The organism is Pseudomonas sp. SWI36 (assembly GCF_002948105.1).
GTDB lineage: Bacteria > Pseudomonadota > Gammaproteobacteria > Pseudomonadales > Pseudomonadaceae > Aquipseudomonas > Aquipseudomonas alloputida.
The window spans coordinates 5,460,853-5,484,170 of the sequence record NZ_CP026675.1 but is presented as its reverse complement, the minus strand read 5'-3'; the positions used below and the strand labels follow the sequence as shown (position 1 = coordinate 5,484,170).

Sequence of the window (23,318 nt, the reverse complement as noted above, 5' to 3'; positions counted from 1 at the left end):
TTTGTCGTGTCAGCCCAGTTCAGCCAGCGCCTGCGCGGCATAGGCGTGTGACCGCTGCCGCGCCAGGGGGTCATGGATGCGGCAGTCGATCATCAGCTCGTCCGCCCCGGTCTGCTCGATCAGCGAGCGCAGCCCTTCCCTCACCCGTTCGGGCCCTCCGGCTACGGTGCAGGCCATCACCTGATCGAGCACGGCGCGCTCGTGGTCCGGCAAGCGTTCGATGTAACCCTCTTGCGGCTTGGGCAGCAAGCCAAAGCGCCCGACATGCAGGTCCAGCATCCACTTGCGGTGGGAGCTGGCCAGGTAGTGCGCCTCAGCATCGCTGGCAGCGGCGAACAGGTTCATGCCAACCATCACATAGGGTTTGGCCAGTTGCGCGGAAGGCTGGAAGTTGGCGCGGTAATGGGCAATGGCTTGCAGCAGGTAACGCGGGGCAAAGTGCGAGGCGAAGGCATAAGGCAGGCCCAGCTTCGCCGCCAGGTCAGCACCGAACAGGCTGGAACCGAGGATCCACACTGGCACATCGTGCGCACCCGGTACGCCGCGCACCCGGCGTTTGCCGTTATCCGCCAGGTAATCACGCAGCTCGGCGATGTCCTGGCTGAAATCACGCTCTGGCGCGGCGCCGCGCAATGCCCGCACGGTCGGCCCGGACGTGCCTGGCGCACGGCCCAGGCCCAGGTCGATACGGCCTGGGTGCAATGTATCGAGGGTGCCAAACTGTTCGGCCACCACCAACGGCGCATGGTTGGGCAGCATGATGCCGCCAGCACCCACACGAATGTGTCGGGTGGCGTTGGCGATTTCGTTGATCACCAGCGACGTGGCAGCCGAGCCAATGCCCGGCATGTCATGGTGCTCGGCGATCCAGTAGCGGCTGTAGTGCTGTTGCTCGACATGCCCCGCCAGCTGGCGGGATTCTTCGATCGCGTCGGCGAAGGTCTTGCCTTCGCCGATCATGACCAGATCCAGTACGGACAGTGCAGTCATGGGGTCTCCAGAGGGATTATCAGTGGCTGCCAGTTTCCATGCTGCGCCGCCAGCGATAAACCCAGTTTCAGGCCCGGCATAGGGGCCTGGCATTCCCCAATCAGTATTCCCAAGGCACGCCTGGCTCCCAGCTGGCCACCAACAAGTCGATGAAGCCGCGCACCCGAGGGGACAGGTGGCGCTTGCTTGGGTAGACGATGCGAATGGGGTCTGCCGGGGGGCGGTAGGCGTGCAGTACTTCCACCAGATTGCCAGCGCGCAGGTCGTCACCGGTGATATAGGTAGGCAGGTGAATCAGGCCAAAACCGGCCCGGGCGCCGTCAAGCATGGCCTCGGAACTGTCGATGTTCAGCCGCCCGGGATCTTCGCACAGGTGCAGCCCCGCTTCTGTGTGAAAGCGCCAGGGCATGGCCTTCTCGCCCGCCAGGAAGGCGATCTTGTCGTGGCCATAGAGGTCGCCGGGCATCTGCGGTACACCGCGCTTTTCCAGGTACGCAGGCGATGCACAGGTCACGAACTGCTGCCAGGCGACGGTGCGCGTCAGCAATTGCGAATCTTCCTTGGGTGCACCGATGCGCACGGCGACGTCCACGCCCTCTTCGACCAGATCAACGAAACGGTCGGTGAAGCGGATATCCGCCCGCAGTTCGGGCCATTGCTTGAGGTACTGGTCGAGGACCGGCAAAACATGACGCTGCCCGAGCGACAGCGGTGCGGTCAGGCGCAGGGTGCCAGTGGGCTTGCCCCGGCGCAGGGCCATGGTGCTTTCGACCTCGTCCAGATCATCCAGAATCTGCCGCCAGCGCTCGAACGCCACCAGGCCTTCATCAGTCAGGCTCAGCTTGCGCGTAGTGCGGTTGAGCAGACGCACCGCCATGCGGGCCTCCAGGCGGGCGATACTCTTGCCCACCGCCGAACGGGTCAGGCCCAGGCTGGCAGCAGCGGCGGTGAAGCTGCCGGCCTTCGCGGCGCTGACGAAGGCGGCGATGTCGCCGAAGCGATTGGGTTCCATGGTGTTTTCCTGACGCTGATCGAACCGCCATAGATGGGTGCAATTTCAGGCAATGCAAGGTTCCTGATCTATTGGGGCTGCCTTGCAGCTTCGGTTTGCCAGAGGTAGCGATCTGTCCAGTTAGCCAGCGGCAGCGGCGGCTGCTGGTCGACAATGCGTCGCCAGATAAGCATCAGCTCTTGAGCGTTGAACAGCGAGCCAGGCCCGCTGCCTCGCCACGCCGAAGGCACACCGACCATCCACTGCCCTTGATGATCGCGCTGAGCCATGTTGAAGCGAAAGGTGTAATTCCCCGGGATTCCCATGCGCAGGTCGGTGACCACCAGTGCGTCGCCAATCTGGTCATAACGCAGCCAGTCATCGGTGAACCAGCGCAAGCGCTGGTGCAACGGGTCATCGTTCAGTGCTTGCGCCAGTTCCAGGTTGCGCGACAAGCGTTGCATTTCGGGTGGTTGCTGGTCGAGCACGCTGCTGATGCCTTCGTAGTAATCGCCATCCGGGGTCTTGGCCAGCACCCGCCAGACCAGGCTGTTGAATGCCATCGGCACGGCACGCACCTCGCTCACGACGATACCTTGCTGGTCCAGTGCCGACTGGAAGCGCTGTTCGGCAGCCATGCGCCCCGCCAGGCCGAAACCCAGGTAGCAGGTACTGAACACCAGGGCCATGGTCAGCAGGCGGGTAGCGCTGCGGGTCACGCCCTTCATGAGGGTGAAGACCACCGCAGCCAGCAGCGGCACGGTGTAGACCGGGTCGATAATGAACACCGCCGCCCAGCTTTCCGGGGTGGTGTGCAAAGGCCAGAACAACTGCGTGCCGTAAACCGTAAAGGCGTCGAGCACCGGATGGGTTACCAATACCAGCCAGAACGCCAAGAAAAGCCTGGGCAAGGTATACCCCTTGCCGGGCCAGCGCCTGTTGACCAGCCAGGCCAACAGCAAGGCCAGGCCGGTGAGCACGAACAACGAGTGGGAGAAGCCGCGATGATAAGTCATCTGCGACACCGGGTCGGCATAGCGAATGATCACATCCAGGTCCGGCAGCGTGCCCAGTGCTGCACCATACAGCAGCGAGCGTCGGCCCTGGATGCGCCCGAGCACGGTCCCTTGCAGCGCCGCGCCAAGTACGGCTTGGGTGATGGAGTCCAAGGTGGGGATTCCTGAAAGAGTCGTTTCCGCACGCTACCCCCATACACCCCTGATGCGCAATTCTTCTGGATGGCTCAGAACAGCTGCCAGGTGTACACCAGCGTCAGGCGGTTCTCGTCGATATCACTGCGGTAGTTGGAGCGCGCCATGGCGTTCCTCACCCGTATCCCCAACCCTTTCAGTGCCCCGCTCTGCACCGCATAGCCGATATCCAGATCACGCTCGCGATCACGCCCTTCGTAACCCAGCCCGGTATCGACATTGTTACCGGTTATGTAGCGCACGGTCGCTGTCAGGCCCGGCACGCCCATGGCGGCGAAGTTGTAGTCGTAACGCACCTGGTACGAGCGTTCGTCGGTGTAGGCAAACTCATAGGTCGGCACCTCGTTGCCCAACGGCGAGATGTTGGCGAATACCCGTGGGAACGGGCTATCGCCATAAATGCCCTGGTAGCCGGCATGGAAGCTGTGCCCGCCATGCCGGGCAGTGAACAGCGAGAAGAACGCCTGGTTGTCGATGTTGCCCAGCAGCGCATCGCCTTGCTCACGCGCGGTGAAATAACCCAGGTTGGCACTGAGTACCCAGTCGCCGACGGGTTTGCTGTGCTTCAGGCCAACAAAGCCTTGTTGGTAGATGTCCTCCAGCTGACCGTACCAAAGGCTGACGCTGCTCTGGTTGGCATTGAACGCATAATCCCCACCCACGTAGTTGAACGCGTCGCTTTCGGCCTGTCGCATCGGCACATGGCCGAGCATCGCGTTCATCTTGCCGTCGCCACCTTCGTTGCGCAGGTGGGTGCTTTTCAAGTGCCCGGCCTGCATAGTCAGCCCGTCGATTTCCGACGAACTCAAACTCACGCCCTGATAGGTGGGTGGCAACAGGCGAATATCACTGAAGGTCAGCACCGGCAGGTTCGGTTGCAGTTCACCTGCACGCAGTTCGGTTTTTGATATCCGGGCCTTGAAGGTCGGCGCCAGGCGGCTGTACTCGTCGGCAGCGCGGCCGTCGCCATGCACCGGCAACAGGCCGGTGTTGGTGCGGTCTGGACTGCTGTCCAGCTTGATGCCCAGCAAGCCCAGGGCGTCCACGCCAAAACCGACGGGGCCCGGGGTGTAGCCACTTTTGAAGTCGAGGATGAAACCCTGGGCCCACTCCTCGGCCTTGGACTGTTTGTTGGCCCCGACAATGTCGGAAAAATCGCGGCTGAAGTAGTAGTTACGGGCACTCAGGGTGGCCTTCGAGTCCTCGAAGAAGCCGCCTTCGGCAGCCAGCAGTGGCTGGCTGAGCAATGTCAGGCCCAGGGCAACGCAAGGGGTGTGGTTCATTCCGAAGCTCTCTTGATCTTGTTTTTATGGGTAAAGCGTTGGAAACACGGCAGTTCATGGGGTACGGCGCAGCACCTCCCGGGCACGTGGCTGGCGCAGCCTCAGCAGCGCGTGCGCCAGCAGGCCGAACAGCAGCCCCCAGAACGCTGCCGACAGGCCCAGAAAAGCCACCCCCGAAGCGGTGACCAGGAAGGTGAACAGCCCGGCGTCGCGCTCGGCCGGTTCTGCCAGGCTGCGGACCAAGGCTTCGCTGATGGCGCCATACAGGGCCAAACCGGCCAGGGCAGCGATCAGTACGGCGGGAAAGGCGGCGAACAGTGACATCAAGGTGGCCCCGGCGATGCCCAGTAGCAGGTACAACACACTGCCAGCCACCGCAGCTACATAGCGCCGTTGCGGGTTTTCATGGGCCTCATGGCCGGTGCACAGGCTGGCGGTAACCGCCGCCAGGTTCAGCCCGTGGCAACCGAACGGCGCCAGTAGCGCTCCGATCAGGGCACTGGCGCTGATCAGCGGGCTGGCCGGCGTGGGGTAGCCAGCGTTGCGCAGTACCGCCATACCCGGCATGAATTGCCCGGTCAGCGCCACCAGCACCATCGGCAGCGCCAGGCTGAATACCGCCGCCAGGCTGAACTGGGGGGTGATCCACTGAGGTGAGGCCAGTTCCAGCACAAGTGCCTCGCTGCGCAACGTACCGCTGGCCACGGTCACCAGCATGCCCACGCCCAGCACCGCAGCCACTGCATAGCGCGGCTGCACCCGACGCATCAGCACGTAGGTGACGAACATCGCCAGTACCAGCAGCGGTTGCACCGGCAAGGCGCGGAACACTTCGATGCCAAAGCTGAACAGGATCCCGGCCTGCATACCGGCAGCGATAGAGCCCGGCAGTCGCGCGATGATGCGGTCGAAGGCCCCGCTGATGCCGATCAGCAGCAGGACCAGGTTGGCCACCAGGTAGGCGCCCACGGCCTGCTCCAGGCCCAGTTGCGGCAAGGCGGTGACCAACAGGGCCGACCCCGGGATCGACCAGGCGATCACTACCGGCACGCGGTAGCGCAGGCTGAGTAGCGCACCGAGCACCGCACTGCCCATGGACACGGCCCAGACCCAGGATGACAGCTGCTGGTGCGACAGGCCGGCCGCTTCGGCGGCGTGGAAAATGATCACCAACGGGCCGGCGTAGGAGATCGTCGTAGCAATGCCGCCGGCGACGATGGCCGACACAGAGCAGTCCTTGATCAGCGTATTCATGAAGCTTCTCGCAAGCCAGCGGCCGGCCTTTGTGGCGGGCTCTTGTTTGGGTGTTGGCTGTTTCGCGGGCATGCCCGCTCCAACAACGACTGCACAGGCTTCACCTGTGGGAGCGGGCATGCCCGCGAAACAGCCCACGCGGTGGATCAGGCCTCCTGCAAAGCCCGCGGCCGCCCGCTGCGCTGCTCATCGGCACCGCCCTGGGCCTGCTGCAACTGGAAGTCGAACTTCAGCTCGGCATGCCGACCCTCCGACCCTTCGACGAACACCACCTCCCCGACCAACCCATCCCGTGTGGCATAGGCAAAGTCATCCCACAGGTACTTGTCCCCCGACAGGTTTATCTGCGTGGTCAGGTGCCGGTACCCTGGCGCCGAGATAAAGAAGTGCACATGCGCCGGGCGCTGGCCATGACGGCCCAGCAGGTCCAGGCATTCCTGGGTTGGCCCCTGCGGGTCGCAGCCATAGCCCGATGGCACGATGGAGCGCGCACGGTAGCGCCCCTGGGCATCTGTAACGATGCGCCGACGCAGGTTGTACGCCGACTGGCTTTGGTCGAAGAACGAGTAGGTACCACGGGTATTGGCATGCCACAGGTCGACCGTGGCACCCGGCAGCGGGTGTCCGTGCGGGTCCAGCACCTGGCCTTCCAGGAACATCACCGTGGCCACGCCCTCCTCGCTGCCATCGTCCATGCGCACTTCACCTTGGGCAATCGGTGCGCCAGCCACGTACAACGGGCCTTCGATGGTGCGTGGAGTACCGCCAACGCGCCCTGCCTCCTGGTCCTTGGCATCCTGCAGCAGGTCGAGGAAGTGTTCGATGCCCAGCCCCGCCACCAGCAGCCCGGCTTCGCCGCGACCGCCCAGGCGGTTGAGGAAGTCGACGGCGTGCCAGAACTCGTCTTCGCTGATGTCCAGGTCTTCGATCAGCCGCGCGGTATCCTGCAGCAGGCGCTGCACGATGCGTTTGAGGCGTGGGTTGCCGGCCGCATTACCAAAGCCTGCGGCCTGCTCGAAGAACTGCTGTACCTCGGCAGTATGGGAAATGTTCACGGTCATGGGGGTTACCTCGTCTTGTTCTGTTCGGTTCAGGCCTGCGCCGCCAGGGTCTGGGCGTGGCGCCGACCACTGGCCAGGTGCACGGCCATGGCCAGCGCAGCGATGGCGCCAGGGATGGCAAAGGCGATGAAATTGAGTTGCAGTGGCAGGTTGATGCCCATCAGCGCACCGCCCAGCAGCGGGCCGACGATGGCGCCATTACGGCCGATGCCCGAGGCCCAGCCCAGGCCGGTAGAGCGCACCGACAGGCCGTACATCTGCGCTGCGCCGGCGTACAGCAGAATCTGCGTACCAATGGTGGTGGCGCCGGCAATGAAGATCAGCAGGTACAGCACCGGCATCGGACTGTTTACCCCCAGCAGGCTGATCGACAGTGCGGCGGCAATGAAGAACGCCACCTTCACCTTGACCAGGTTGTAGCGGTCACCCAGCCAGCCGCCGAGGATCGCCCCGGCCATGCCGCCAAAGTTCAGTGCCAGCAGGAATGACAGGCTTGAGCCCAGGCTGTAGCCGGCGTTGGCCATCAGCTTTGGCAGCCAGGAACTCAGTGCATAGACCATCAGCAGGCAGCAGAAGAACGCAACCCACAGCGCCAGGGTGCGAATCGCCAGGCCATTGCGGAACAGTTCCAGCACCGAAGCGCCGCTGCCTTTGCGGTCGGCCGCCTGAAGCACATCATCGGCCTGGACATCGCAGTCCGGGTCCAGCCGTTTGAGCAATGTGCATGCTTCCTCGATACGGCCTTGGCGCACCAGGAAGCCGATGGATTCAGGCAGGTAGTAAAGAATCACCGGTAACAGCAGCAGAGGCACCGCTGCGGCGAAGAACATCGACTCCCAGCCAAAACGCGGCAGCATGAAGATGCCGACACCTGCCGACAGCATGCCGCCCAGCGAATAACCACTGAACATGATCGCCACCAGCGTGCTGCGCAGGCGCTTGGGCGCGTATTCGTTCATCAGCGCCACGGCGTTGGGCATCAGGCCGCCACAGCCCAGGCCGGCGATGAAGCGGTAGATGCCAAACTCGCTCGGGCTGCTGGCAAAGCCATTGAGGATGGTCGCCCCCGAGAACAAGGCGAAACAGATGGCAATGCCCTTCTTGCGCCCGATGCGGTCGGCCAGGCTGCCGAAGGCCAGGGCGCCGAACATCATGCCGAACAGCGCATAGCTGCCCAATGCACCAGCCTGCAACGGGGTCAGGCCCCACTCTTTCATGATGACCGGCAGTACCACACCGTAGATGAACAGGTCATAGCCGTCGAAAATCAGCAGCAGGCCGCACCAGGCCATGACCATCCAGTGAAACGGGGTAAAGCGCGCATTGTCGATGATCGGGTGTACATCAAGGGTTCGCATGGCATCTGTCGCTCTTGTTTTTGTTGTGGAAGAAAACTTTTGCCTTGAGGTTGCGGTTCAGCCCAGGTCGCCGCCTCCTACCGGCAGGGTCACGCCGGTGATGTACGAGGCTTCGTCGGACGCGAGGAACAGAATGGCCCCCACCTGCTCGTCGATGCTGCCGTAGCGGTGCATCAGGCTGCTGTCGAGGGTCTGGTCGACGATCTGCTGGTACCAGCGCCTTTCCTGCTCGGTTTGCTCTGCACTGTTGCGCGGTACGCGCCGGGGCGGTGCTTCGGTGCCGCCGGGCGCAGTGGCGTTGACGCGGATGCCCCGGCCGGCGGTTTCGAAGGCCAGGCAGGCAGTGAGCGCGTTGACGCCCCCCTTGGCTGCGCCGTAAGGCACACGGTTGACGCCGCGGGTAGCGATGGACGAGACATTGACGATGGCGCCACTGCCACGTTCGAGCATGTACGGCAGCGCGGCGTGGCAGCACCACAGGGTGGGGAACAGCGAGCGGCGCACCTCGGCCTCGATCTGCTCGACTTCGTAGTGTTCGAAGGGCTTGGCCCAGATGGTGCCGCCCACGTTGTTGACCAGGATGTCCAGGCGGCCATGGGTTTCCACCGCACTGGCCATGACCCGGGCGCAATCGGCGTGTTGTTCCAGGTCGGCGGTGAGGGTGAGCATGCCCTCGCCAGCCAGTTCGTGGACCAGCTCGGAACGGTCTACCGCCACCACTTGCGCGCCTTCAGCCTTCAGCCGCCAGCACACGCCACGGCCGATGCCTTGGGCGGCACCGGTGACCAGGGCAACCTTGCCTTGGAATCTGTTGTTCATATGTAAATCTCCAGTTCGCGAGAGACCCTGTGGCAGCAATTGTCTTGCTCAAAGTCGGAAAGGCTGCGCGATCACTGTGGGAGCGGGCTTGCCCGCGAACACGGGCGAAGCCCGTGCCATCCACCGCGCAGCCTGCTTCGCGGGCTCGTCCGCTCCCACAGGGTCGGCGTATTGCTTTGAAGCAGAGGGGCTGTCAGGCCGCCGCCGCAAACTTCTCGTAGTAGAAGTTGGCCGGGGTAATGCCCTGCTCACGCACGTACTGGCTGACCGCTTCCACCATGGGTGGCGGGCCGCACAGGTACACATCCACATCGCCGTCATTGAGGTGGCGTGGCTCGATGTGCTGGGTGACATAGCCCTTCTGCGGGTACTGGCTGTCCGGGTTGGCGACGCAGGCGCTGTAGGTGAAGTTGGGGATACGTGCCGCCAGCGCTTGCAGGCGGTCGAGTTCGACCAGGTCAAAGTCGTTGGTCACGCCGTAGATCAGGTGCAGCGGGTGCTCGCTGCCCTGCTCGGCGATCTTCTCCAGCATCGCGGTGAACGGTGCCAGCCCGGTACCACCGGCCAGCAGCAACAGCGGGCGCTGGATCGGCCGCAGGTAGAAGCTGCCCAACGGCCCGGCCAGGCTCAGGCTGTCGCCGGCTTTGGCAAGGTTGGTCAGGAAGCTGCTCATCAGCCCACCCGGTACGTTGCGGATCAGGAAGCTGACTTCGCCGTCCTTCTGCAGCGAGCTGAACGAGTAGGCCCGGCTCTGCTCGCTGCCCGGCACCTTGAGGTTGACGTACTGCCCCGGGAGGAAGGCCAGACGGCTCAGGGCCTCACCCTTGATCGACAGGGCAATGGTGCTGACCGACAGTTGGCGCACATCGCTGATGGCGGCCTCGAAAGTGGCCTGCTCGGTCTTGCACAGCTGCGACGAAGCCGGGATGCGGATGACGCAGTCGCTTTCGGCACGCATCTGGCACGTCAGCACGTAGCCTTCGGCGATTTCGTCTTCGCTCAAGGCGTCTTCGATGAAGTTGTCGCCAAGGTCATAACGACCGGACTCAGCCTTGCACTTGCAGGTCCCGCAAGCGCCGTCGCGGCAGTCCAGCGGAATGTTCATGCCTTGGCGGTAAGCGGCGTCGGCCACGGTTTCCTGACCGGTGGCCTCAATGAAACGGGTAACCCCGTCTTCGAAATTCAGTGCGATCTGGTAGCTCATGTTGCACCTCGCGGGCGAGCCGGGCCACGGCGCGTCACAAGACGCACCGGGCAATGCTCGAAAAACCCAGTATCAGATGTGGTAGATGTCGATGACCTGGCGGACGTAATCGTTCTTCAGCACCACCTTCTTGGCTTTGATCAGCGGCTGCTCGCCGCGCAGGTCGAGGGTGTAGAAGCTGGTGCCGAAGTAACTGTCGGTGGTCTTGTAGCGGAAGCTCAGGGTGTGCCAGTTGAAGCGCACCTGGCAGCTGCCCTCGCCCTGCTCGACGATCTCGATGTTGCTGATGTTGTGCGAGGTGCGGGTGTCGGGCACGGTGGCACTGGAGCGCTCGGTCTTGATGCGGAACACACGGTCTTCCAGGCCGCCACGGTTGCCGTACCAGATCAGCGAGATTTCGCTTTGTGGGTCTTCGGTGAGGGTGTCGTCATCGTCCCAGCTCGGCATCCAGAAGCTGGCATCGCTGGCGTACAGTTCCAGCCACTGGTCCCACTGGGCATCGTCCAGGTAGCGCGCTTCGCGGTACAGGAAGTCGCGCACGGTTTCATACAGGCTCATTGCACGGCCTCCACGGGGATCAGCTGCTGTTCGTCCTTGAGGGCCTGGATCATGGTGTCCTGCCAGTACTTGTGCTGCAGCACGAACAGGCCTTCGTCCTCGGTGCGCACGCCCGACAGCAGGGGTTCGAGTTCAATCTCCCTGGCCGCCTCATCGGCGCCTTCGACCCAGTGTTTCGCGCCGCGAGACATGTCGTTCCAGCCGGTGCCGCCACCATAGCCGGTCTGGCACGAACGGAATTCTTCCAGGTCGTCCGGGGTGGCCATGCCGCTGACGTTGAAGAAGTCTTCGTACTGGCGGATACGCTTGGCGCGGGCATCGGCGCTCTCGCCTTTCGGCGCGATGCAGTAGATGGTGATTTCGGTCTTGTTCACCGAAATCGGCCGGGCAACGCGGATCTGCGAGCTGAACTGGTCCATCAGGTACACGTTGGGGTACAGGCACAGGTTGCGCGAGTTTTCGATCATCCAGTCGGCGCGCGCCTGGCCGAAATCAGCGGCCAGCTGGTCGCGGCGCTCATAGGCCGGGCGGTCTTCCGGGTTGGCCCAACGGGTCCACAGCAGCAGGTGGCCGTGGTCGAAGGAATAGAAACCGCCGCCCTGCTTGGCCCAGGCGCCAGCACTCATGGTCTTGATCTCGTCACCCGCCTCGCGCTGCTTGCGCTGGTTCTGGGTGGCGGCGTAGTTCCAGTGCACGGAGCTCACGTGGTAGCCGTCAGCGCCGTTTTCGGCGGTGAGCTTCCAGTTGCCTTCGTAGATGTACGAGCTGGCACCGCGCAGCACTTCCAGGCCTTCAGGCGACTGATCGACGATCATGTCGATGATCTTCGCTGACTCGCCCAGGTGCTCGACCAGCGGTTTCACGTCGGCGTTCAGGCTGCCGAACAAAAAGCCCCGGTACGACTCGAAGCGTGCCACCTTGGTCAGGTCGTGGGAGCCGTCGCAGTTGAAGCTGTCAGGGTAGCCGGCGTTGCTGGGGTCTTTCACCTTCAGCAGTTTGCCGCTGTTGTTGAACGTCCAGCCGTGGAACGGGCAGGTGTAGCTGGAACGGTTGCCGCGTTTGTGCCGGCAGAGCATGGCGCCGCGGTGGCTGCAGGCGTTGAGGAAGGCATTGAGCTCACCGTCCTTGTTGCGCGCGATGAAAATCGGCTGGCGCCCCATGGTCAGGGTGAGGAAGTCATTCTTCTCGGGGATCTGGCTTTCGTGGGCCAGGTAGATCCAGTTGCCCTCGAAGATGTGTTTCATCTCCAGGTCGAACAGCCGTGGGTCGGTGAACATCTCCCGCTTGCAGCGGTAGATGCCCTTTTCACGGTCGTCCTCGAGCATGGCATTGAGGTAGTCGAATCCCAGGGACATGGCCAGGGTCTCCCTTGTTATTGTTTAGACCTGGTCAGGTTAGGGAGACGGCTGGCGGGGGACTATCCGGATTGTGCAGAACGTTATCCAGATTTACGGATGTTCGGTACTTTTTCGGTCGCTTGAGAAAATGGCAATGCTTCAAACAACTCGCGCTTTTCTAAAAATCCTTTTGCAGCTATCAGGTGTCGATCAACCCATTGTTTGATACTTAACACCTCCTGCAATGTCTCCCGGGCTGCTTGGGTATCCACCGGGAGACGTTCCTTTTCAAAGTGCTTTACTGCCAGATCAAAACGATTTGCTCTGCTTTGGAGCCAGCCAGCAGCTCGCTTTAGTCGCTGTACGTCATTTGGGTGCCACGATTGGTTTCTTTTGGCGTGTTTTATCCTGGCTGGGAGGGTACTGTCGAATTCATCCACTGCCTTCTGCACACCGAGGGTTTTCAAGGCCGGAGCTTTTTGACCCCACTGATATGATGCAGCCGAGCGAAGTCCCCATCGCTTGGTAAATAAACCGCCCGCAATGAAGCTACTGGGCGGATAGACAACGGGACCACTTGGAACGTGACCACTTGGATCCACTATGTTCACTGGATCACCCTTGCAATAACAATACGCATTGCCCCCCCCATCACCGAACGGGCTCAAGCTGTCTGGCGCATTGAACCGCATCAGCACCGGGCTGAATGCGCGATATCCATCGCCCAGCAAATAGTGCCCCGTGAGAGTGTCTTTCCGCTGGCCGGTGAATCGCAACAACGCTGATGCATCAGTATTTTGGCTGTCCCAGCCATACGCCGTGTAGTGCATCCGGTTCGTTGCATTTCGCCCAATGCATCCCTGAACCGAGCCTTGTAGATCCGCTGCGTAAAGCGCTGCCTGGACATCATCACGCTGCGCCAGCGTCCGGCCTGCTGCGCGCACCAAAGCCGAAGCTTCTGCGCCAACATATTTGACCAGCGAAAGTCCTTCGGGAGCGTAGAAATAAATTTGTTTCTGCGACTGCTGCATGGCTGTCACCATTCGTCCGGCATAGAACTAATGGTGGTTTAAGAGCAAAGTGCTCGCAACTGGCAGAAATGCCAGGTCTACAAGCCAAACGCCGTCACGCGCGCCGCTTGAATGTCTGTGAAGGCAGCTCCCCAAACTGCTGCCGATAAATTTCGGAAAACCGCCCCAGATGAAGAAAGCCGTAATCCAGGGCCAATTCCGTCACACTGCGCACGCCACACGTCGGGTCGCTCAGGCAGGCATGCACCCGTTCCAGTTTCCGCTGGCGCACGTAATGCTTGGGCGTGATGCCCAAGTGCTGGTCGAACAACGCATACAGCGAACGCAAACTCATGCAAGCCTGCTCCGCCAGCACTTCAGCCGACAATTCCAGTTTCAGGTTGCGTTCGATGTAATCAAGAATGCGCTCTAGCCCGGCCTGCGGGGCACTGAGGCTCTCGCGGCGGATATTGGTGCTCATCAGAGTCAGCAGCTTGCTGGCGACAATCTGGCTGTAATGGCCCTGCACTCTTGGCAGCGAATCGCTCACTTCCGCCTCGTGGCAAACCATGGCCAGCAGGTTCACGAAGCCATCCAGCTCATCCAGCCGGTAATGATTGCGCAAGAACCGCACACCCCCATCAGGCCGCTGCCAGCGCTGCTCATCGCAGATCGAGTCCAGCAGCCGGGTCGGCACCTTGAGGATGAACTTCTCGCAGTCTTCCGAGTAAGTCAGGTCAACCGGGTCGTCCGGGTTGATCAGCAGCAATTCGCCCGGCACCAGGTGCTGCTCGCGCTTGTGCCCGCGCCACAGGCAGTTGCCATTGAGCAAGACTTGCAGGTGGTAGATGGTTTCCAGCGCAGGCGACGTCACGCGAACACTGCCGCCATAGCTGATACGGCACAGGTCGAGCTCGGCAAACTTGCGATGGCTGAGGCTGGCCTGGGGGTGGGTAGTACGGGACAGACCGATGCAATGCTGGCCTACATGCTGGTTCACATAATCGGACACAGCGTAAGGATCGGCGTGGTGAAACACGCTACTGCGCTCGCTCAGCAGGCGGCTTTCCATAGGCAAGGCACTCGGTATCGTTATTGTTCTGGTCGCCGCGCCCTACCGCCTTGTGGGCGGTGGTTGCGGTCATCACGGTCATTCTATCGGGCTGGCAGCGCGTCGCAGTGGCAGGCGACAGCCGGCGGACAGGGACACTACAGCAAAAAGGCGGGTGTTGGGCAATGCAACGATGGGATTGGCCGGGCGGATAGCGGACAGGTCCGGCGTCATGCGTGTTCGTTTATCGAACAGTATCTTCCGGTACTCGCGTGGCCTGCACGTGACGGCGGACCAAGCGCTCCTGCAACGACCGTCATTCACTGCACCGGCAGGAAGTTCATCAGCAACAGGCTTTGCGCGTAATTCAAGCCTATGCGCCGATAACGCTCATCCAGCAACTCGGCCAGCAAGTCCAGCCGCGCGACGATCTTGCCGAACTCAACGGCAAAACTCAGGTTGCTGCCCTCCTCCGAGATTTCGTTCGAGAACAGCAGCAACACCCCATTGGCATCTTGCCGCTGGCTGAGCATCCATGTTGCCTTCTCGATATTGCGCGCGGCGTTGTTGACGAACAGGGGGTCGATGGTATCGGTCATGTAGAACTCGGTACGCCCGCCATGCGCGGTGATCAGCATGCTGCCGATGGCGTAGATGAAGGCGCCGACCCGGTCCCCGCGAAACTCCGGGCTCAGGGCGTAGCTCAATGCCGCCAGGTCACGGCGGTTGCCCAGTTGCGGCAGCGGCCGGCGCTGTTCGATGGCAATGCGGATCTGTCGCTCGGCGGTGGCGGCGTCAAGGTAGCCAGACATCTTCCACTGGCTGGGGTTGCGCAGGTACAGCTTGTTCATCAGCAGGTACAGGCTTTGCAGGTTGTCGCGCATCGACAGCGTGGCCAGGCGGTCGACGCTGGTCTGGAACAGCTCGCTGGGTTTGCCGTTGCCGAGCTGGTTGACCATGTCACGGCCCTGCTGCTGCGTACAGGCGCACAGGCATGCCAGGGCACCTGTCAGTAGCAGGCGGGGGAGGAAATTCGCGTAGCTTGCAACCATCGGCACCGGGTCGATATTCGGCGGCTGCGCCGGGAGTCAGCGCGGCCTGGCCAAGCATAGAGCCCGAAAATGGGAAAAAGTGCGGTGGCTGGAGAGAATGCAAACCTGTGGCGGCCTCTTCGCGGGTGAACCCGCTCCCACAATAAGGGACTCGCCCGCGAAGAGCCTAGGAGCGACGAACCCGGATCACATGGCGTGGCGCAACATCTCCACCACCTGCGCATGCAGCGCAGGATCACCACAGGCCACCACGCACCCGCCATCCTGCGCCGAACTGCCATCCCACGCCGTGATCACGCCACCCGCCCCTTCGATGATCGGCATCAGTGCCTGTACGTCATACGGCTGAAGGCTCGCTTCGACAATCACGTCGACAAAGCCCGACGCCAGCATGCAGTAGGCATAGCAATCACCGCCATAACGCATCAACCGCGCCTTGCCGGCGACCGCTTCGAATGCCGCCTTGCGCTCGGCGGTGTCGAACATGTCCGGCGTGGTGCACATCAGTGTGGCGGCAGACAGGTCGGCGCAGGCACGCGTCTTCAGGGGCGTGCCACTGCGCCAGGCGCCTGCCGGGGTACCCACGAAACGTTCGCCGGTGAACGGCTGGTTCATCACCCCCAGCACGGGGCGGGTACCGTCATTCAGGGCAATCAAGGTGCCCCACAATGGCAAGCCGGTAATGAAGGCGCGGGTGCCATCGATCGGGTCCAGCACCCAGGTCAACGGGCTGCTGCCCACTGCAATGCCGGCTTCTTCGCCAAGAATGCCGTGCTCGGGATAACGCGCCTGGATCAACTCACGCATGGCGTCTTCAGCGGCCTTGTCGGCCACGGTCACCGGGTCGTACAGACGCCCGCCCTTGTCCTCGACATCCAGGCTGGCGCGGAAGTACGGCGCGATCGCTGCAGCGGCAGCATCGGCCAATTGCTCGGCAAAGGCGCGATACTCAACGATCTGTTCAGCACTCAGGGACATGGGACGGGCCTCGTGACAATGATGGGGCACGCATCATACCCGACACATCGCCCCGCTGTACGCTGCGGCAGTCTAGACTGAAACTGATCAGGTCACCGGGGGGCTGCCACACGTGGAGGTGTGCGATGAGCCAGTTCAAACGTCTGTTCGTCATGCTCGGCCCGCAAATGCGTCATACGCATGCGCTGCAACGCGCGGCGGCGTTGGCAGAGTCCAGCGGTGCCCTGCTGGATATCAATGTGTTCGTCGACGACGTCGACACCTTTGGCTTGATGAGCGATGGTCGTGAGCGTGAGCGGCTGCTCAGCGACAACCGCCAATGGCTGGCGGATGAGGCCGAACAGCTGAGCGATGCCGGCGTGGACGTGTCCACCGAGCTGTTGTTGACCCGCGACCCGCTGGGCAGCGTACTGGAACGGGTCGAACGGCTGGGCTGCGATCTGCTGGTCAAGGACGTACAGCACGAGCCCGTACTCAAACGCCTGCTGGTCACGCCGCTGGACTGGCAGTTGCTCAAGGACAGCCCGGTCGCCGTGCACTTGGTCAGCGACATTCGCCTGCCCCTGCCACGGCAGATCGCCGCCGCGGTGGACCTGAACAGCCATGGCGCTGGCGAGCACCTGGACGAGCAGGTCATCCACTGCGCCCATGACCTGGCCCTGCAGTGCAACGCCGAACTGCACCTGCTGCATGTGTGCGACGCGTCCAAGACCCACATCGCCGACTTCGGCGCCGGTACGGTCACCATGCCCGGCTTCGACAGCAGTGTGCGAACCGCGCAGCGGGCGGCGTTCAACCGCCTGGGCGACCATCACCAGATCCCGCTGGAGCGCCGGCACTTCCTCGAAGGGGCCGCTATCAGGGCCATTGCCCAGTTCGTCGGCCACAACCGGGTGGACGTGATCGTCATGGGCAGCCATAGGCATGACGCCATGCAGACATTCCTGGGCGGGACAACGGCGCATGTGCTGGAACACCCGCTGTGCAATGTGCTGGCGATCAAGGCTGTTCGCTGAGCTTCAGCAGCCTGCCCAGGGGCCAGGCAGGAATAACCTTGTACTGCGAAGAGGCACTTGCACCCACAGAGCAGCTTCTAACCTGTGGGCCCCTTCGCAGTGCCCAGCAGGCACTGTTGTCACTGACGCTTTATCTTCGCTGGTATCTGGTACACCAGTGCCACTCAAAATTAATGCATTTGATAATGATTCGTAGTATGTTCGCGGCGTTTCCCGACCCAGCCCCTCAGCGCCCTATTCAAGGACCGTACTGTCGATGCGCCGCACGTTCGTCTCGCTTTGTGTGCTTCATGCTGTCTCCCCGCTGGCCTTTGCCGAGCCTGAACCGCTCAGCGACCCTAACCAGATCGAACTCCAGGCCCTGAGCATCACCAGTACTGCCGACGGTGAACGCGCCGACGGCCCGGTCGATGGCTACAAGGCCACCCGCTCGGCCAGTGCCACCCGCACCGACACGGCGCTGCACGAAACCCCGCAATCGGTCAGCGTGGTGCCCAAGGATGTGCTGGTAGACACGGGCGCCACGCGCCTGCAGGACGGCCTGGACTACGCCGGTGGTGTCGGCCGCGCCAACAACTTCGGCGGCCAGGGCCTCACAACCTTCACCGTGCGTGGCTTCACGACCGGCGAGTTCTATCGCAACGGCTTTCCGATCAACCGCGGCTACCCCAATGCTCCGGATGCCAACACCGTCGAGCGCCTGGAGGTCATCCGTGGCCCAGCCAGCAGCCTGTACGGCCGTGGCGACCCCGGCGGTACGTTCAACGTGGTCAGCAAGCAGCCGTTGCCCGAGTCCAAGGTCACCCTTGGCAGCCAGTTCGACGACCAGGGCATGCACCGTGCCACCCTTGATGCCACCGGGCCGCTGAGCCAGGACGGCTCGCTGGCCTACCGCCTGAACGTACTGGGTGAAGGCGGCGACAGCTTCCGCGACGATGTCGAAAGCGAACGCTACGATGTCGCTCCGGTCATCAGCTGGCAGGTCAATGACGCCACGAAGATCACCTTCGAAGGCGATTTCATGCGCAACAACCACCCCCTCGATCGCGGCCTGACCCGCTACCCCACCCAGACCGGCAGCGCCTCGCGCGATACCTATATCTGGGAAAAAGGCAGCGACAACCTGCTGCACAATGACAACAACATGGCCCAAGTGCGTTTCGAGCACCTGCTCAATGACAACTGGTCGCTGGCTGGCGGGTTCCAGTTCCTCGATGGCTCGCTCAAGGGCAACGCTGTCGAAGCCGACGGCGCACCGGCAGACGGACGCACGCTGCAGCGCAACTTCAACTACCGCAAGCTGGAGTGGACCGACCGCGACTGGCAGCTGAACCTGACCGGGCATTTTGACACCGGCAATTTCAGCCATACCTTGTTGACCGGGGTCGAATACGAGAACTACGACTACAACTCGATCATCCAGCGTTCCTCGGCAGCCTACCCAATCGACATCTACAACCCGGTACTGGGCCAGCCGCGTCCGGCCCTGAACCGCACCACCACCTGGGACAAGGAAAACCTGCAGACGTGGGCGTTCTTCATTCAGGACCAAGTGGCCCTGACCGAGCGTTTGAAGGCATTGGCAGGCGTGCGCTTCGAGCGTTTCGAGCATGACTATGACAACAAGCTGAACAATGCCGGCGATTTCAGCAAGGGCGAAAACGGCGTCACACCCCGCCTTGGCTTGATCTATGACCTGACCGATACCCTGGCGGTCTACGCCAACACCGCACGTTCGTTCAAACCCAATACGGGCACGCCGGCCAGTGGCGGTGGTTTCGACCCGGAGAAGGGCAAATCCTACGAGCTGGGTGTGAAATGGGAGTCACTCGACCGCCAGTTGAGTGTCGACGCGGCGATCTACCATATCGTCAAGGAAAACGTACTGACGCGCGACCCTGTGAATACCAACTACAGCTTGGCCGCCGGGGAAGTGCGCAGCCGCGGGCTGGATATCAACATCGCCGGCAATATCACGCCTGAGTGGCGGGTAATCGGTGGCTACGCCTATGTCGATGCCGAAGTTACCAAGGACAACCGCCTGCCGACGGGTACGCGACTGGCCAACATCCCGCGCAACAGCTTCAGCCTGCTCAACACTTATGAGTTCCAGGACGGTTTTGCCAAAGGTGTTGGGTTAGGACTTGGGGTGAAGTATGTGGATGACCGGAATGGTCAGACCGAGGCGGTCACCTACAACATGGACCAGTACACCGTGGTTGACCTGCTGACGTTCTACAAGGTAAACGAACACGTGCGGTTGAACCTGGACGTGAAGAACGTGTTCAACAAGGGGTATGACGAGGGCGCGTTCAACAGCTACGTATACCCCGGCGCACCGCGCACGGTGCAGGCCGGCGTTTCCTATACCTTCTGAATTGCCGGGGCCGCGCCGCGGCCCCGTAATGTCAGAACGCTGTGCTATAGAACAGCGAGTACGACTCTATGCCGTCGTTTGGCTGCTTTATCCCGGCGTTGGAGTAGTGCATGGCACGGATGCCTACCTTCTGTTCTCCCGGCAACTTCAGGCCAAAGCCGATACGGTCTTCAAAGTTGACCGCCGACCCCAGTCGCTGGTCGCCCACGTCGGTCTTTGAAAACGCTGCCAGGCCAATACCTGCCTCGATGTAAGGCGTGTAGGTAAAGCCGCTGAACTCATACGTGAACACCGGGCTGAACGACAGCGAATGCGCACCACTGGCATCGCCACCTTCCCAATAGGTGTAGGCCGCATCCCAGTAACCGCTCACATGGCCGGTGCTGCTTTCCAGCCATTTCTTGTCCCAGTCGAACGACATGCCAATACGGTACGTCATGTCACCTTGGCCAGTGGCGCCCACGGCGCCTGATATCTGCGCAGCCTGGACCAGATCGGCCCCGGCAAAGGCCAGCACTGCAACGGCCAGCGAAGCGGCTAGACGGGTTTTCATCAACGACTCTCCTGATGGTCTACACGGCAAGCGGGGGCTTGGGCCCCTCGATGTTTTGCGCTGACCGGTGCATCCAGACCGGTCATACGAAGTAATACTTTTCTGATTATTGTCCAGATAATCAGAAAGTTGGAAGTGTATTGCCACTATTGGCTAAATCACTTGGTAAAGATGTGCCTGCCGGGCACAGGAATTCGCGAGGCGTGACCTGACCCCAGGCAGGAGTACAGGCGTACTCCTGCCCGACTTTTCATCAACGCCAGTTAAGGTTAACGGTCGTGGGCGCCTTGCCCGTGACGGTCGCCCACTGCTGCACTGCCTGGCCTTGGGCATTGCCAATGACCTTGTATTTGCCGGGAGGCAATTGCACATACAGCAGCGGCCCGGCATCGCTGACACTGAGTACGGGCTGGCCCTGGGCATTCTGGATATCGACGGTGGCCCCGCTCTGGAACTTGCCTTCCGGGCCGGTCGAAAGCTCTACGTGCAGGTCATAACCCGTGGTCTTGCGCAGGGCATTGGCCTCGTCCTGGCCGATACCGCCCTGCAGGTAGCGCACGCCATTCTGCTCCTGCGGTTGCAACTGCACGGCCTGCATGTCGATGGGGGCATTGAGGTCGGCAGCGGCGGCCAGGGTCCATGGCAGGGCCAGGGTGATCAGCAAGGCAGCGCCGAGCGCATAGTGATGGTTACGCATGGTACGACCCTCCTTTCGAGGATGGCTTACCTATTATCTGATCCTCCCAGCGAAAGGGTGTTCGTGCTGATGCCTGGTCATGTCGGTGAAATGCACTTCAGATAATCAGGTTATCGAGTGAAAACATCAGCTTGCGCGGCCTTCTTCAAGCAACTTCACGAACATGCTCAAACTGCGCGAGACCGTACCCCGTCGCCATACCAGCCAGGTTTTCAGATAGCGGAAGTCCTCCGACATTGGCCAGGCGCTGACGGTGCTGCACCCGGGCATATTGTCGAGCATGCTGCGCGGCAGCATGGCCAGGCCGGCACCTGCACTGACGCAGGCCAACATGCCGTGGTACGACTCCATTTCGTGAATCTTGCCCGGTACCGCCTGGTCCTGCACGAACCAGTTTTCGAAGTGATGGCGGTATGAACAGTTGGCGCGGAAGGCGTAGATGCTTTCACCGTTCACGTCCTGCGCGCGGGTCACCGGTGTATGGTTGAGCGGCGCAATGACCATCATCTCTTCCTCGAACACCGGTATGCCCTCCAGCGTCGGGTGCAGCACCGGGCCGTCGACGAACGCGGCCACCAGGCGGCCAGACAACACGCCTTCGAGCATGGTCCCGGAGGGCCCGGTGGACAGGTCAAGGTCAACCTTGGGGTAGCGTTGGTTGTAGGCGGCCAGCAACGCCGGAATGCGCACCGCCGCCGTGCTTTCCAGCGATCCGAGGGCAAAGGTGCCCTGCGGGTCTTCACCCGCCACGGTCAGCCGCGCCTCATGGACCAGGTCTAGAATGCGCCGGGTGTATTCGAGGAAGTTCCAACCCGCAGGCGACAGGCGCAGGCGGCTCTTCTCCCGAATGAACAGCTCTACACCCAGGTCCTCCTCCAGTTGCTTGATGCGCGTGGTCAGGTTCGACGGCACCCGATGGATGTGCTGCGCGGCGGCGCTGATGCTGCCCTGCTCTGCCACAGCCTTGAAGATCTCCAGTTGCACCAGGTCCACAGCCATTCTCCAAACGTGAATGTTTCGCTCATTATTATTCAGTTTTCATTAAAGCCATAGCCCACTAGTCTGGCCTCACTGATTAACAACATCGAGAGTGTCCCGCCATGAGCGCGATCAGCAGCCTGACCCACGCCATCTCCCTCGACCCGTACAGCGGCGAGCAGATCGGCGCCTACCCGTTCGACACCGACGCCGCACTGGAAGCGGCGCTGCAACGCGCCAAGGTTGGCTACCGCCAGTGGCGCCAGGTGTCGCTGGGTCAGCGCAGCGAGTACCTGCTGGCCCTGGCCGGCACCCTCGAAGCCAAGGCTGAAGCTTTCGCGCACATGATCAGCCGCGAAATTGGCAAGCCGATCGCCCAGGCTCGCGGTGAAGTCAGCAAGTGTGTGGGCCTTTGCCGCTGGTACGCCGAGCACGGCCCGGCGATGCTCGCCGCCGAGCCGACGCAGGTCGAAAAAGCCCGTATCGAATATCGCCCGCTTGGCCCGATCCTGGCCGTGATGCCGTGGAACTTCCCGGTCTGGCAGGTGCTGCGCGGTGCCGTGCCGGCGATTCTGGCGGGTAACACCTACGTGCTCAAGCATGCACCGAACGTGATGGGCAGCGCCTACCTGATGGCTGAGCTGTTCAAGGATGCCGGCCTGCCGGAAGGCGTGTTCGAAGTGCTGAACGTGACCCCGGATGGCGTCACCCGCGCCATCAACGATCCGCGCATCGCCGCCGTGACCCTGACCGGCAGCGTGCGTGCCGGCATGGCGATTGGTGCACAGGCCGGCGCCGCGCTGAAGAAGTGCGTGTTGGAGCTGGGAGGCTCCGATCCCTTCATCGTGCTGGCCGATGCCGACCTGGATGCCGCCGTCCAGGCCGCGGTGATAGGCCGCTACCAGAACACCGGCCAGGTGTGCGCCGCCGCCAAGCGCCTGATCGTGGAAGCAAGCATCGTCGACGCGTTCACCCACAAGTTCGTTGAAGCCACTCGCCAGTTGAAAGTCGGCAACCCGCTGGAGGACGACACCTATATCGGCCCGATGGCCCGCTATGACCTGCGCGACGAGTTGGATGGCCAGGTTCAGGCGACGCTGGCCGAAGGCGCCACGTTGCTGCTGGGCGGCAACAAGGTCGAAGGCGTGGCCAACTTCTACGCGCCGACCGTGTTCGCCAATGTCACCCCGGACATGACCGCGTTCAAGCAGGAGCTGTTCGGCCCGGTAGCGGCGATCATCACTGCACGCGATGCCGACCATGCCGTGGAACTGGCCAACGACAGCGAGTTTGGCCTGGCCTCGACCATCTACACAGCCGACTATGCGCTGGCCGAACGCATGACCGCCGCACTGGATACCGGTGGCGTGTTCATCAACGGCTACTGCGCTTCGGACCCCCGCGTGGCGTTTGGTGGCGTGAAGAAGAGCGGTTTCGGCCGTGAGCTGTCGCACTTTGGTGTGCGCGAGTTCACCAATGCCCAGACCGTGTGGCTGGACCGTAACTGATTCATGACCCTGGGGCTGCTTTGCAGCCCCAG

21 protein-coding genes are annotated in these 23,318 nt (G+C 62.1%); 3 read left to right on the top strand and 18 right to left on the bottom strand.

Annotated elements, in window-relative coordinates; translation table 11 throughout:
- Positions 1 to 9: 9 nt before the first annotated feature.
- From C4Q27_RS26155 to hisN, 15 genes are all read right to left on the bottom strand, one after another.
- Complete coding sequence (locus C4Q27_RS26155) at positions 10 to 990, bottom strand: LLM class flavin-dependent oxidoreductase (protein WP_104887604.1); 981 nt, start codon at positions 988 to 990, stop codon at positions 10 to 12.
- A 100-nt stretch (positions 991 to 1,090) separates the two neighbouring features.
- Positions 1,091 to 2,002 (bottom strand): LysR family transcriptional regulator, encoded by a 912-nt coding sequence (locus C4Q27_RS26150; protein ID WP_064491971.1) that lies wholly within the window; start codon positions 2,000 to 2,002, stop codon positions 1,091 to 1,093.
- Between the two features lie 68 nt (positions 2,003 to 2,070).
- The gene (locus tag C4Q27_RS26145; protein ID WP_064491970.1) at positions 2,071 to 3,150 is read right to left on the bottom strand and encodes a metal-dependent hydrolase; all 1,080 of its coding nucleotides are present in this window, start codon (positions 3,148 to 3,150) and stop codon (positions 2,071 to 2,073) included.
- Positions 3,151 to 3,224: 74 nt separating this feature from the next.
- Positions 3,225 to 4,475: an OprD family porin gene (locus C4Q27_RS26140; RefSeq protein WP_047602859.1), complete on the bottom strand. Its 1,251-nt coding sequence runs from the start codon at positions 4,473 to 4,475 to the stop codon at positions 3,225 to 3,227.
- A gap of 54 nt (positions 4,476 to 4,529) precedes the next feature.
- Positions 4,530 to 5,729, bottom strand: coding sequence for a benzoate/H(+) symporter BenE family transporter (locus C4Q27_RS26135; RefSeq protein WP_104887603.1), 1,200 nt, complete (start codon positions 5,727 to 5,729; stop codon positions 4,530 to 4,532).
- Positions 5,730 to 5,875: 146 nt separating this feature from the next.
- On the bottom strand, positions 5,876 to 6,790 hold the full coding sequence (gene catA, locus C4Q27_RS26130; protein ID WP_064491967.1) for a catechol 1,2-dioxygenase: 915 nt from the start codon (positions 6,788 to 6,790) through the stop codon (positions 5,876 to 5,878).
- Between the two features lie 29 nt (positions 6,791 to 6,819).
- Positions 6,820 to 8,148, bottom strand: coding sequence for an aromatic acid/H+ symport family MFS transporter (locus C4Q27_RS26125; protein WP_104887602.1), 1,329 nt, complete (start codon positions 8,146 to 8,148; stop codon positions 6,820 to 6,822).
- A gap of 57 nt (positions 8,149 to 8,205) precedes the next feature.
- Positions 8,206 to 8,967: a 1,6-dihydroxycyclohexa-2,4-diene-1-carboxylate dehydrogenase gene (locus tag C4Q27_RS26120; RefSeq protein ID WP_104887601.1), complete on the bottom strand. Its 762-nt coding sequence runs from the start codon at positions 8,965 to 8,967 to the stop codon at positions 8,206 to 8,208.
- Positions 8,968 to 9,160: 193 nt separating this feature from the next.
- Positions 9,161 to 10,171 (bottom strand): benzoate 1,2-dioxygenase electron transfer component BenC, encoded by a 1,011-nt coding sequence (gene benC / locus C4Q27_RS26115; protein ID WP_010954050.1) that lies wholly within the window; start codon positions 10,169 to 10,171, stop codon positions 9,161 to 9,163.
- A gap of 72 nt (positions 10,172 to 10,243) precedes the next feature.
- Positions 10,244 to 10,729 (bottom strand): benzoate 1,2-dioxygenase small subunit, encoded by a 486-nt coding sequence (gene benB, locus C4Q27_RS26110; RefSeq protein WP_004374327.1) that lies wholly within the window; start codon positions 10,727 to 10,729, stop codon positions 10,244 to 10,246.
- On the bottom strand, positions 10,726 to 12,084 hold the full coding sequence (gene benA, locus C4Q27_RS26105) for a benzoate 1,2-dioxygenase large subunit (RefSeq protein ID WP_064491965.1): 1,359 nt from the start codon (positions 12,082 to 12,084) through the stop codon (positions 10,726 to 10,728). The genes benB and benA overlap by 4 nt, the downstream gene beginning before the upstream one ends.
- 83 nt (positions 12,085 to 12,167) lie before the next feature.
- A complete protein-coding gene (locus C4Q27_RS26100) occupies positions 12,168 to 13,097 on the bottom strand; it encodes an RHS repeat-associated core domain-containing protein (RefSeq protein WP_232968545.1) in 930 nt (309 codons plus the stop codon).
- 94 nt (positions 13,098 to 13,191) lie between these two features.
- Entirely contained in the window at positions 13,192 to 14,148 is a 957-nt protein-coding gene (benR, locus tag C4Q27_RS26095; protein WP_010954047.1) for a benABC operon transcriptional activator BenR, read from the bottom strand.
- 299 nt (positions 14,149 to 14,447) lie between these two features.
- Entirely contained in the window at positions 14,448 to 15,179 is a 732-nt protein-coding gene (locus C4Q27_RS26090; protein WP_019751653.1) for a hypothetical protein, read from the bottom strand.
- Between the two features lie 186 nt (positions 15,180 to 15,365).
- Positions 15,366 to 16,157, bottom strand: a complete 792-nt coding sequence (gene hisN / locus C4Q27_RS26085; protein WP_104887599.1) for a histidinol-phosphatase — start codon at positions 16,155 to 16,157, stop codon at positions 15,366 to 15,368.
- 125 nt (positions 16,158 to 16,282) lie between these two features.
- Here hisN and C4Q27_RS26080 point away from each other — a divergent pair, with 125 nt between their 5' ends.
- Both C4Q27_RS26080 and C4Q27_RS26075 read left to right on the top strand, forming a co-directional pair.
- On the top strand, positions 16,283 to 17,173 hold the full coding sequence (locus C4Q27_RS26080) for a universal stress protein (RefSeq protein WP_104887598.1): 891 nt from the start codon (positions 16,283 to 16,285) through the stop codon (positions 17,171 to 17,173).
- 256 nt (positions 17,174 to 17,429) lie between these two features.
- Positions 17,430 to 19,550, top strand: a complete 2,121-nt coding sequence (locus C4Q27_RS26075) for a TonB-dependent siderophore receptor (RefSeq protein WP_064492794.1) — start codon at positions 17,430 to 17,432, stop codon at positions 19,548 to 19,550.
- A 31-nt stretch (positions 19,551 to 19,581) separates the two neighbouring features.
- Here the strand turns inward: C4Q27_RS26075 and C4Q27_RS26070 are convergent, their stop codons facing one another.
- The 3 genes from C4Q27_RS26070 to C4Q27_RS26060 form a co-directional block, all read right to left on the bottom strand.
- Positions 19,582 to 20,103 carry an acyloxyacyl hydrolase gene (locus tag C4Q27_RS26070; protein ID WP_020193020.1) on the bottom strand — a complete coding sequence of 174 codons (522 nt, stop codon included), beginning with the start codon at positions 20,101 to 20,103 and terminating at the stop codon, positions 19,582 to 19,584.
- Positions 20,104 to 20,356: 253 nt separating this feature from the next.
- Positions 20,357 to 20,800: a hypothetical protein gene (locus tag C4Q27_RS26065; RefSeq protein ID WP_010954041.1), complete on the bottom strand. Its 444-nt coding sequence runs from the start codon at positions 20,798 to 20,800 to the stop codon at positions 20,357 to 20,359.
- A 126-nt stretch (positions 20,801 to 20,926) separates the two neighbouring features.
- Positions 20,927 to 21,793 carry a LysR family transcriptional regulator gene (locus C4Q27_RS26060; protein WP_004374302.1) on the bottom strand — a complete coding sequence of 289 codons (867 nt, stop codon included), beginning with the start codon at positions 21,791 to 21,793 and terminating at the stop codon, positions 20,927 to 20,929.
- 107 nt (positions 21,794 to 21,900) lie between these two features.
- Between C4Q27_RS26060 and C4Q27_RS26055 the strand changes: the two genes are divergently transcribed.
- On the top strand, positions 21,901 to 23,286 hold the full coding sequence (locus C4Q27_RS26055; RefSeq protein WP_014591019.1) for an aldehyde dehydrogenase family protein: 1,386 nt from the start codon (positions 21,901 to 21,903) through the stop codon (positions 23,284 to 23,286).
- The last annotated feature ends 32 nt before the right edge of the window (positions 23,287 to 23,318 follow it).

Bases quoted from the DNA above. Each gene is read 5' to 3' on its own strand.
- C4Q27_RS26155 (WP_104887604.1), bottom strand. From the start codon at position 990: ATGACTGCACTGTCCGTACTGGATCTGGTCATGATCGGCGAAGGCAAG.
- C4Q27_RS26150 (WP_064491971.1), bottom strand. From the start codon at position 2,002: ATGGAACCCAATCGCTTCGGCGACATCGCCGCCTTCGTCAGCGCCGCG.
- C4Q27_RS26140 (WP_047602859.1), bottom strand. From the start codon at position 4,475: ATGAACCACACCCCTTGCGTTGCCCTGGGCCTGACATTGCTCAGCCAG.
- C4Q27_RS26135 (WP_104887603.1), bottom strand. From the start codon at position 5,729: ATGAATACGCTGATCAAGGACTGCTCTGTGTCGGCCATCGTCGCCGGC.
- catA (WP_064491967.1), bottom strand. From the start codon at position 6,790: ATGACCGTGAACATTTCCCATACTGCCGAGGTACAGCAGTTCTTCGAG.
- C4Q27_RS26125 (WP_104887602.1), bottom strand. From the start codon at position 8,148: ATGCGAACCCTTGATGTACACCCGATCATCGACAATGCGCGCTTTACC.
- C4Q27_RS26120 (WP_104887601.1), bottom strand. From the start codon at position 8,967: ATGAACAACAGATTCCAAGGCAAGGTTGCCCTGGTCACCGGTGCCGCC.
- benC (WP_010954050.1), bottom strand. From the start codon at position 10,171: ATGAGCTACCAGATCGCACTGAATTTCGAAGACGGGGTTACCCGTTTC.
- benB (WP_004374327.1), bottom strand. From the start codon at position 10,729: ATGAGCCTGTATGAAACCGTGCGCGACTTCCTGTACCGCGAAGCGCGC.
- benA (WP_064491965.1), bottom strand. From the start codon at position 12,084: ATGTCCCTGGGATTCGACTACCTCAATGCCATGCTCGAGGACGACCGT.
- C4Q27_RS26100 (WP_232968545.1), bottom strand. From the start codon at position 13,097: ATGCAGCAGTCGCAGAAACAAATTTATTTCTACGCTCCCGAAGGACTT.
- benR (WP_010954047.1), bottom strand. From the start codon at position 14,148: ATGGAAAGCCGCCTGCTGAGCGAGCGCAGTAGCGTGTTTCACCACGCC.
- C4Q27_RS26090 (WP_019751653.1), bottom strand. From the start codon at position 15,179: ATGGTTGCAAGCTACGCGAATTTCCTCCCCCGCCTGCTACTGACAGGT.
- hisN (WP_104887599.1), bottom strand. From the start codon at position 16,157: ATGTCCCTGAGTGCTGAACAGATCGTTGAGTATCGCGCCTTTGCCGAG.
- C4Q27_RS26080 (WP_104887598.1), top strand. From the start codon at position 16,283: ATGAGCCAGTTCAAACGTCTGTTCGTCATGCTCGGCCCGCAAATGCGT.
- C4Q27_RS26075 (WP_064492794.1), top strand. From the start codon at position 17,430: ATGCGCCGCACGTTCGTCTCGCTTTGTGTGCTTCATGCTGTCTCCCCG.
- C4Q27_RS26070 (WP_020193020.1), bottom strand. From the start codon at position 20,103: ATGAAAACCCGTCTAGCCGCTTCGCTGGCCGTTGCAGTGCTGGCCTTT.
- C4Q27_RS26065 (WP_010954041.1), bottom strand. From the start codon at position 20,800: ATGCGTAACCATCACTATGCGCTCGGCGCTGCCTTGCTGATCACCCTG.
- C4Q27_RS26055 (WP_014591019.1), top strand. From the start codon at position 21,901: ATGAGCGCGATCAGCAGCCTGACCCACGCCATCTCCCTCGACCCGTAC.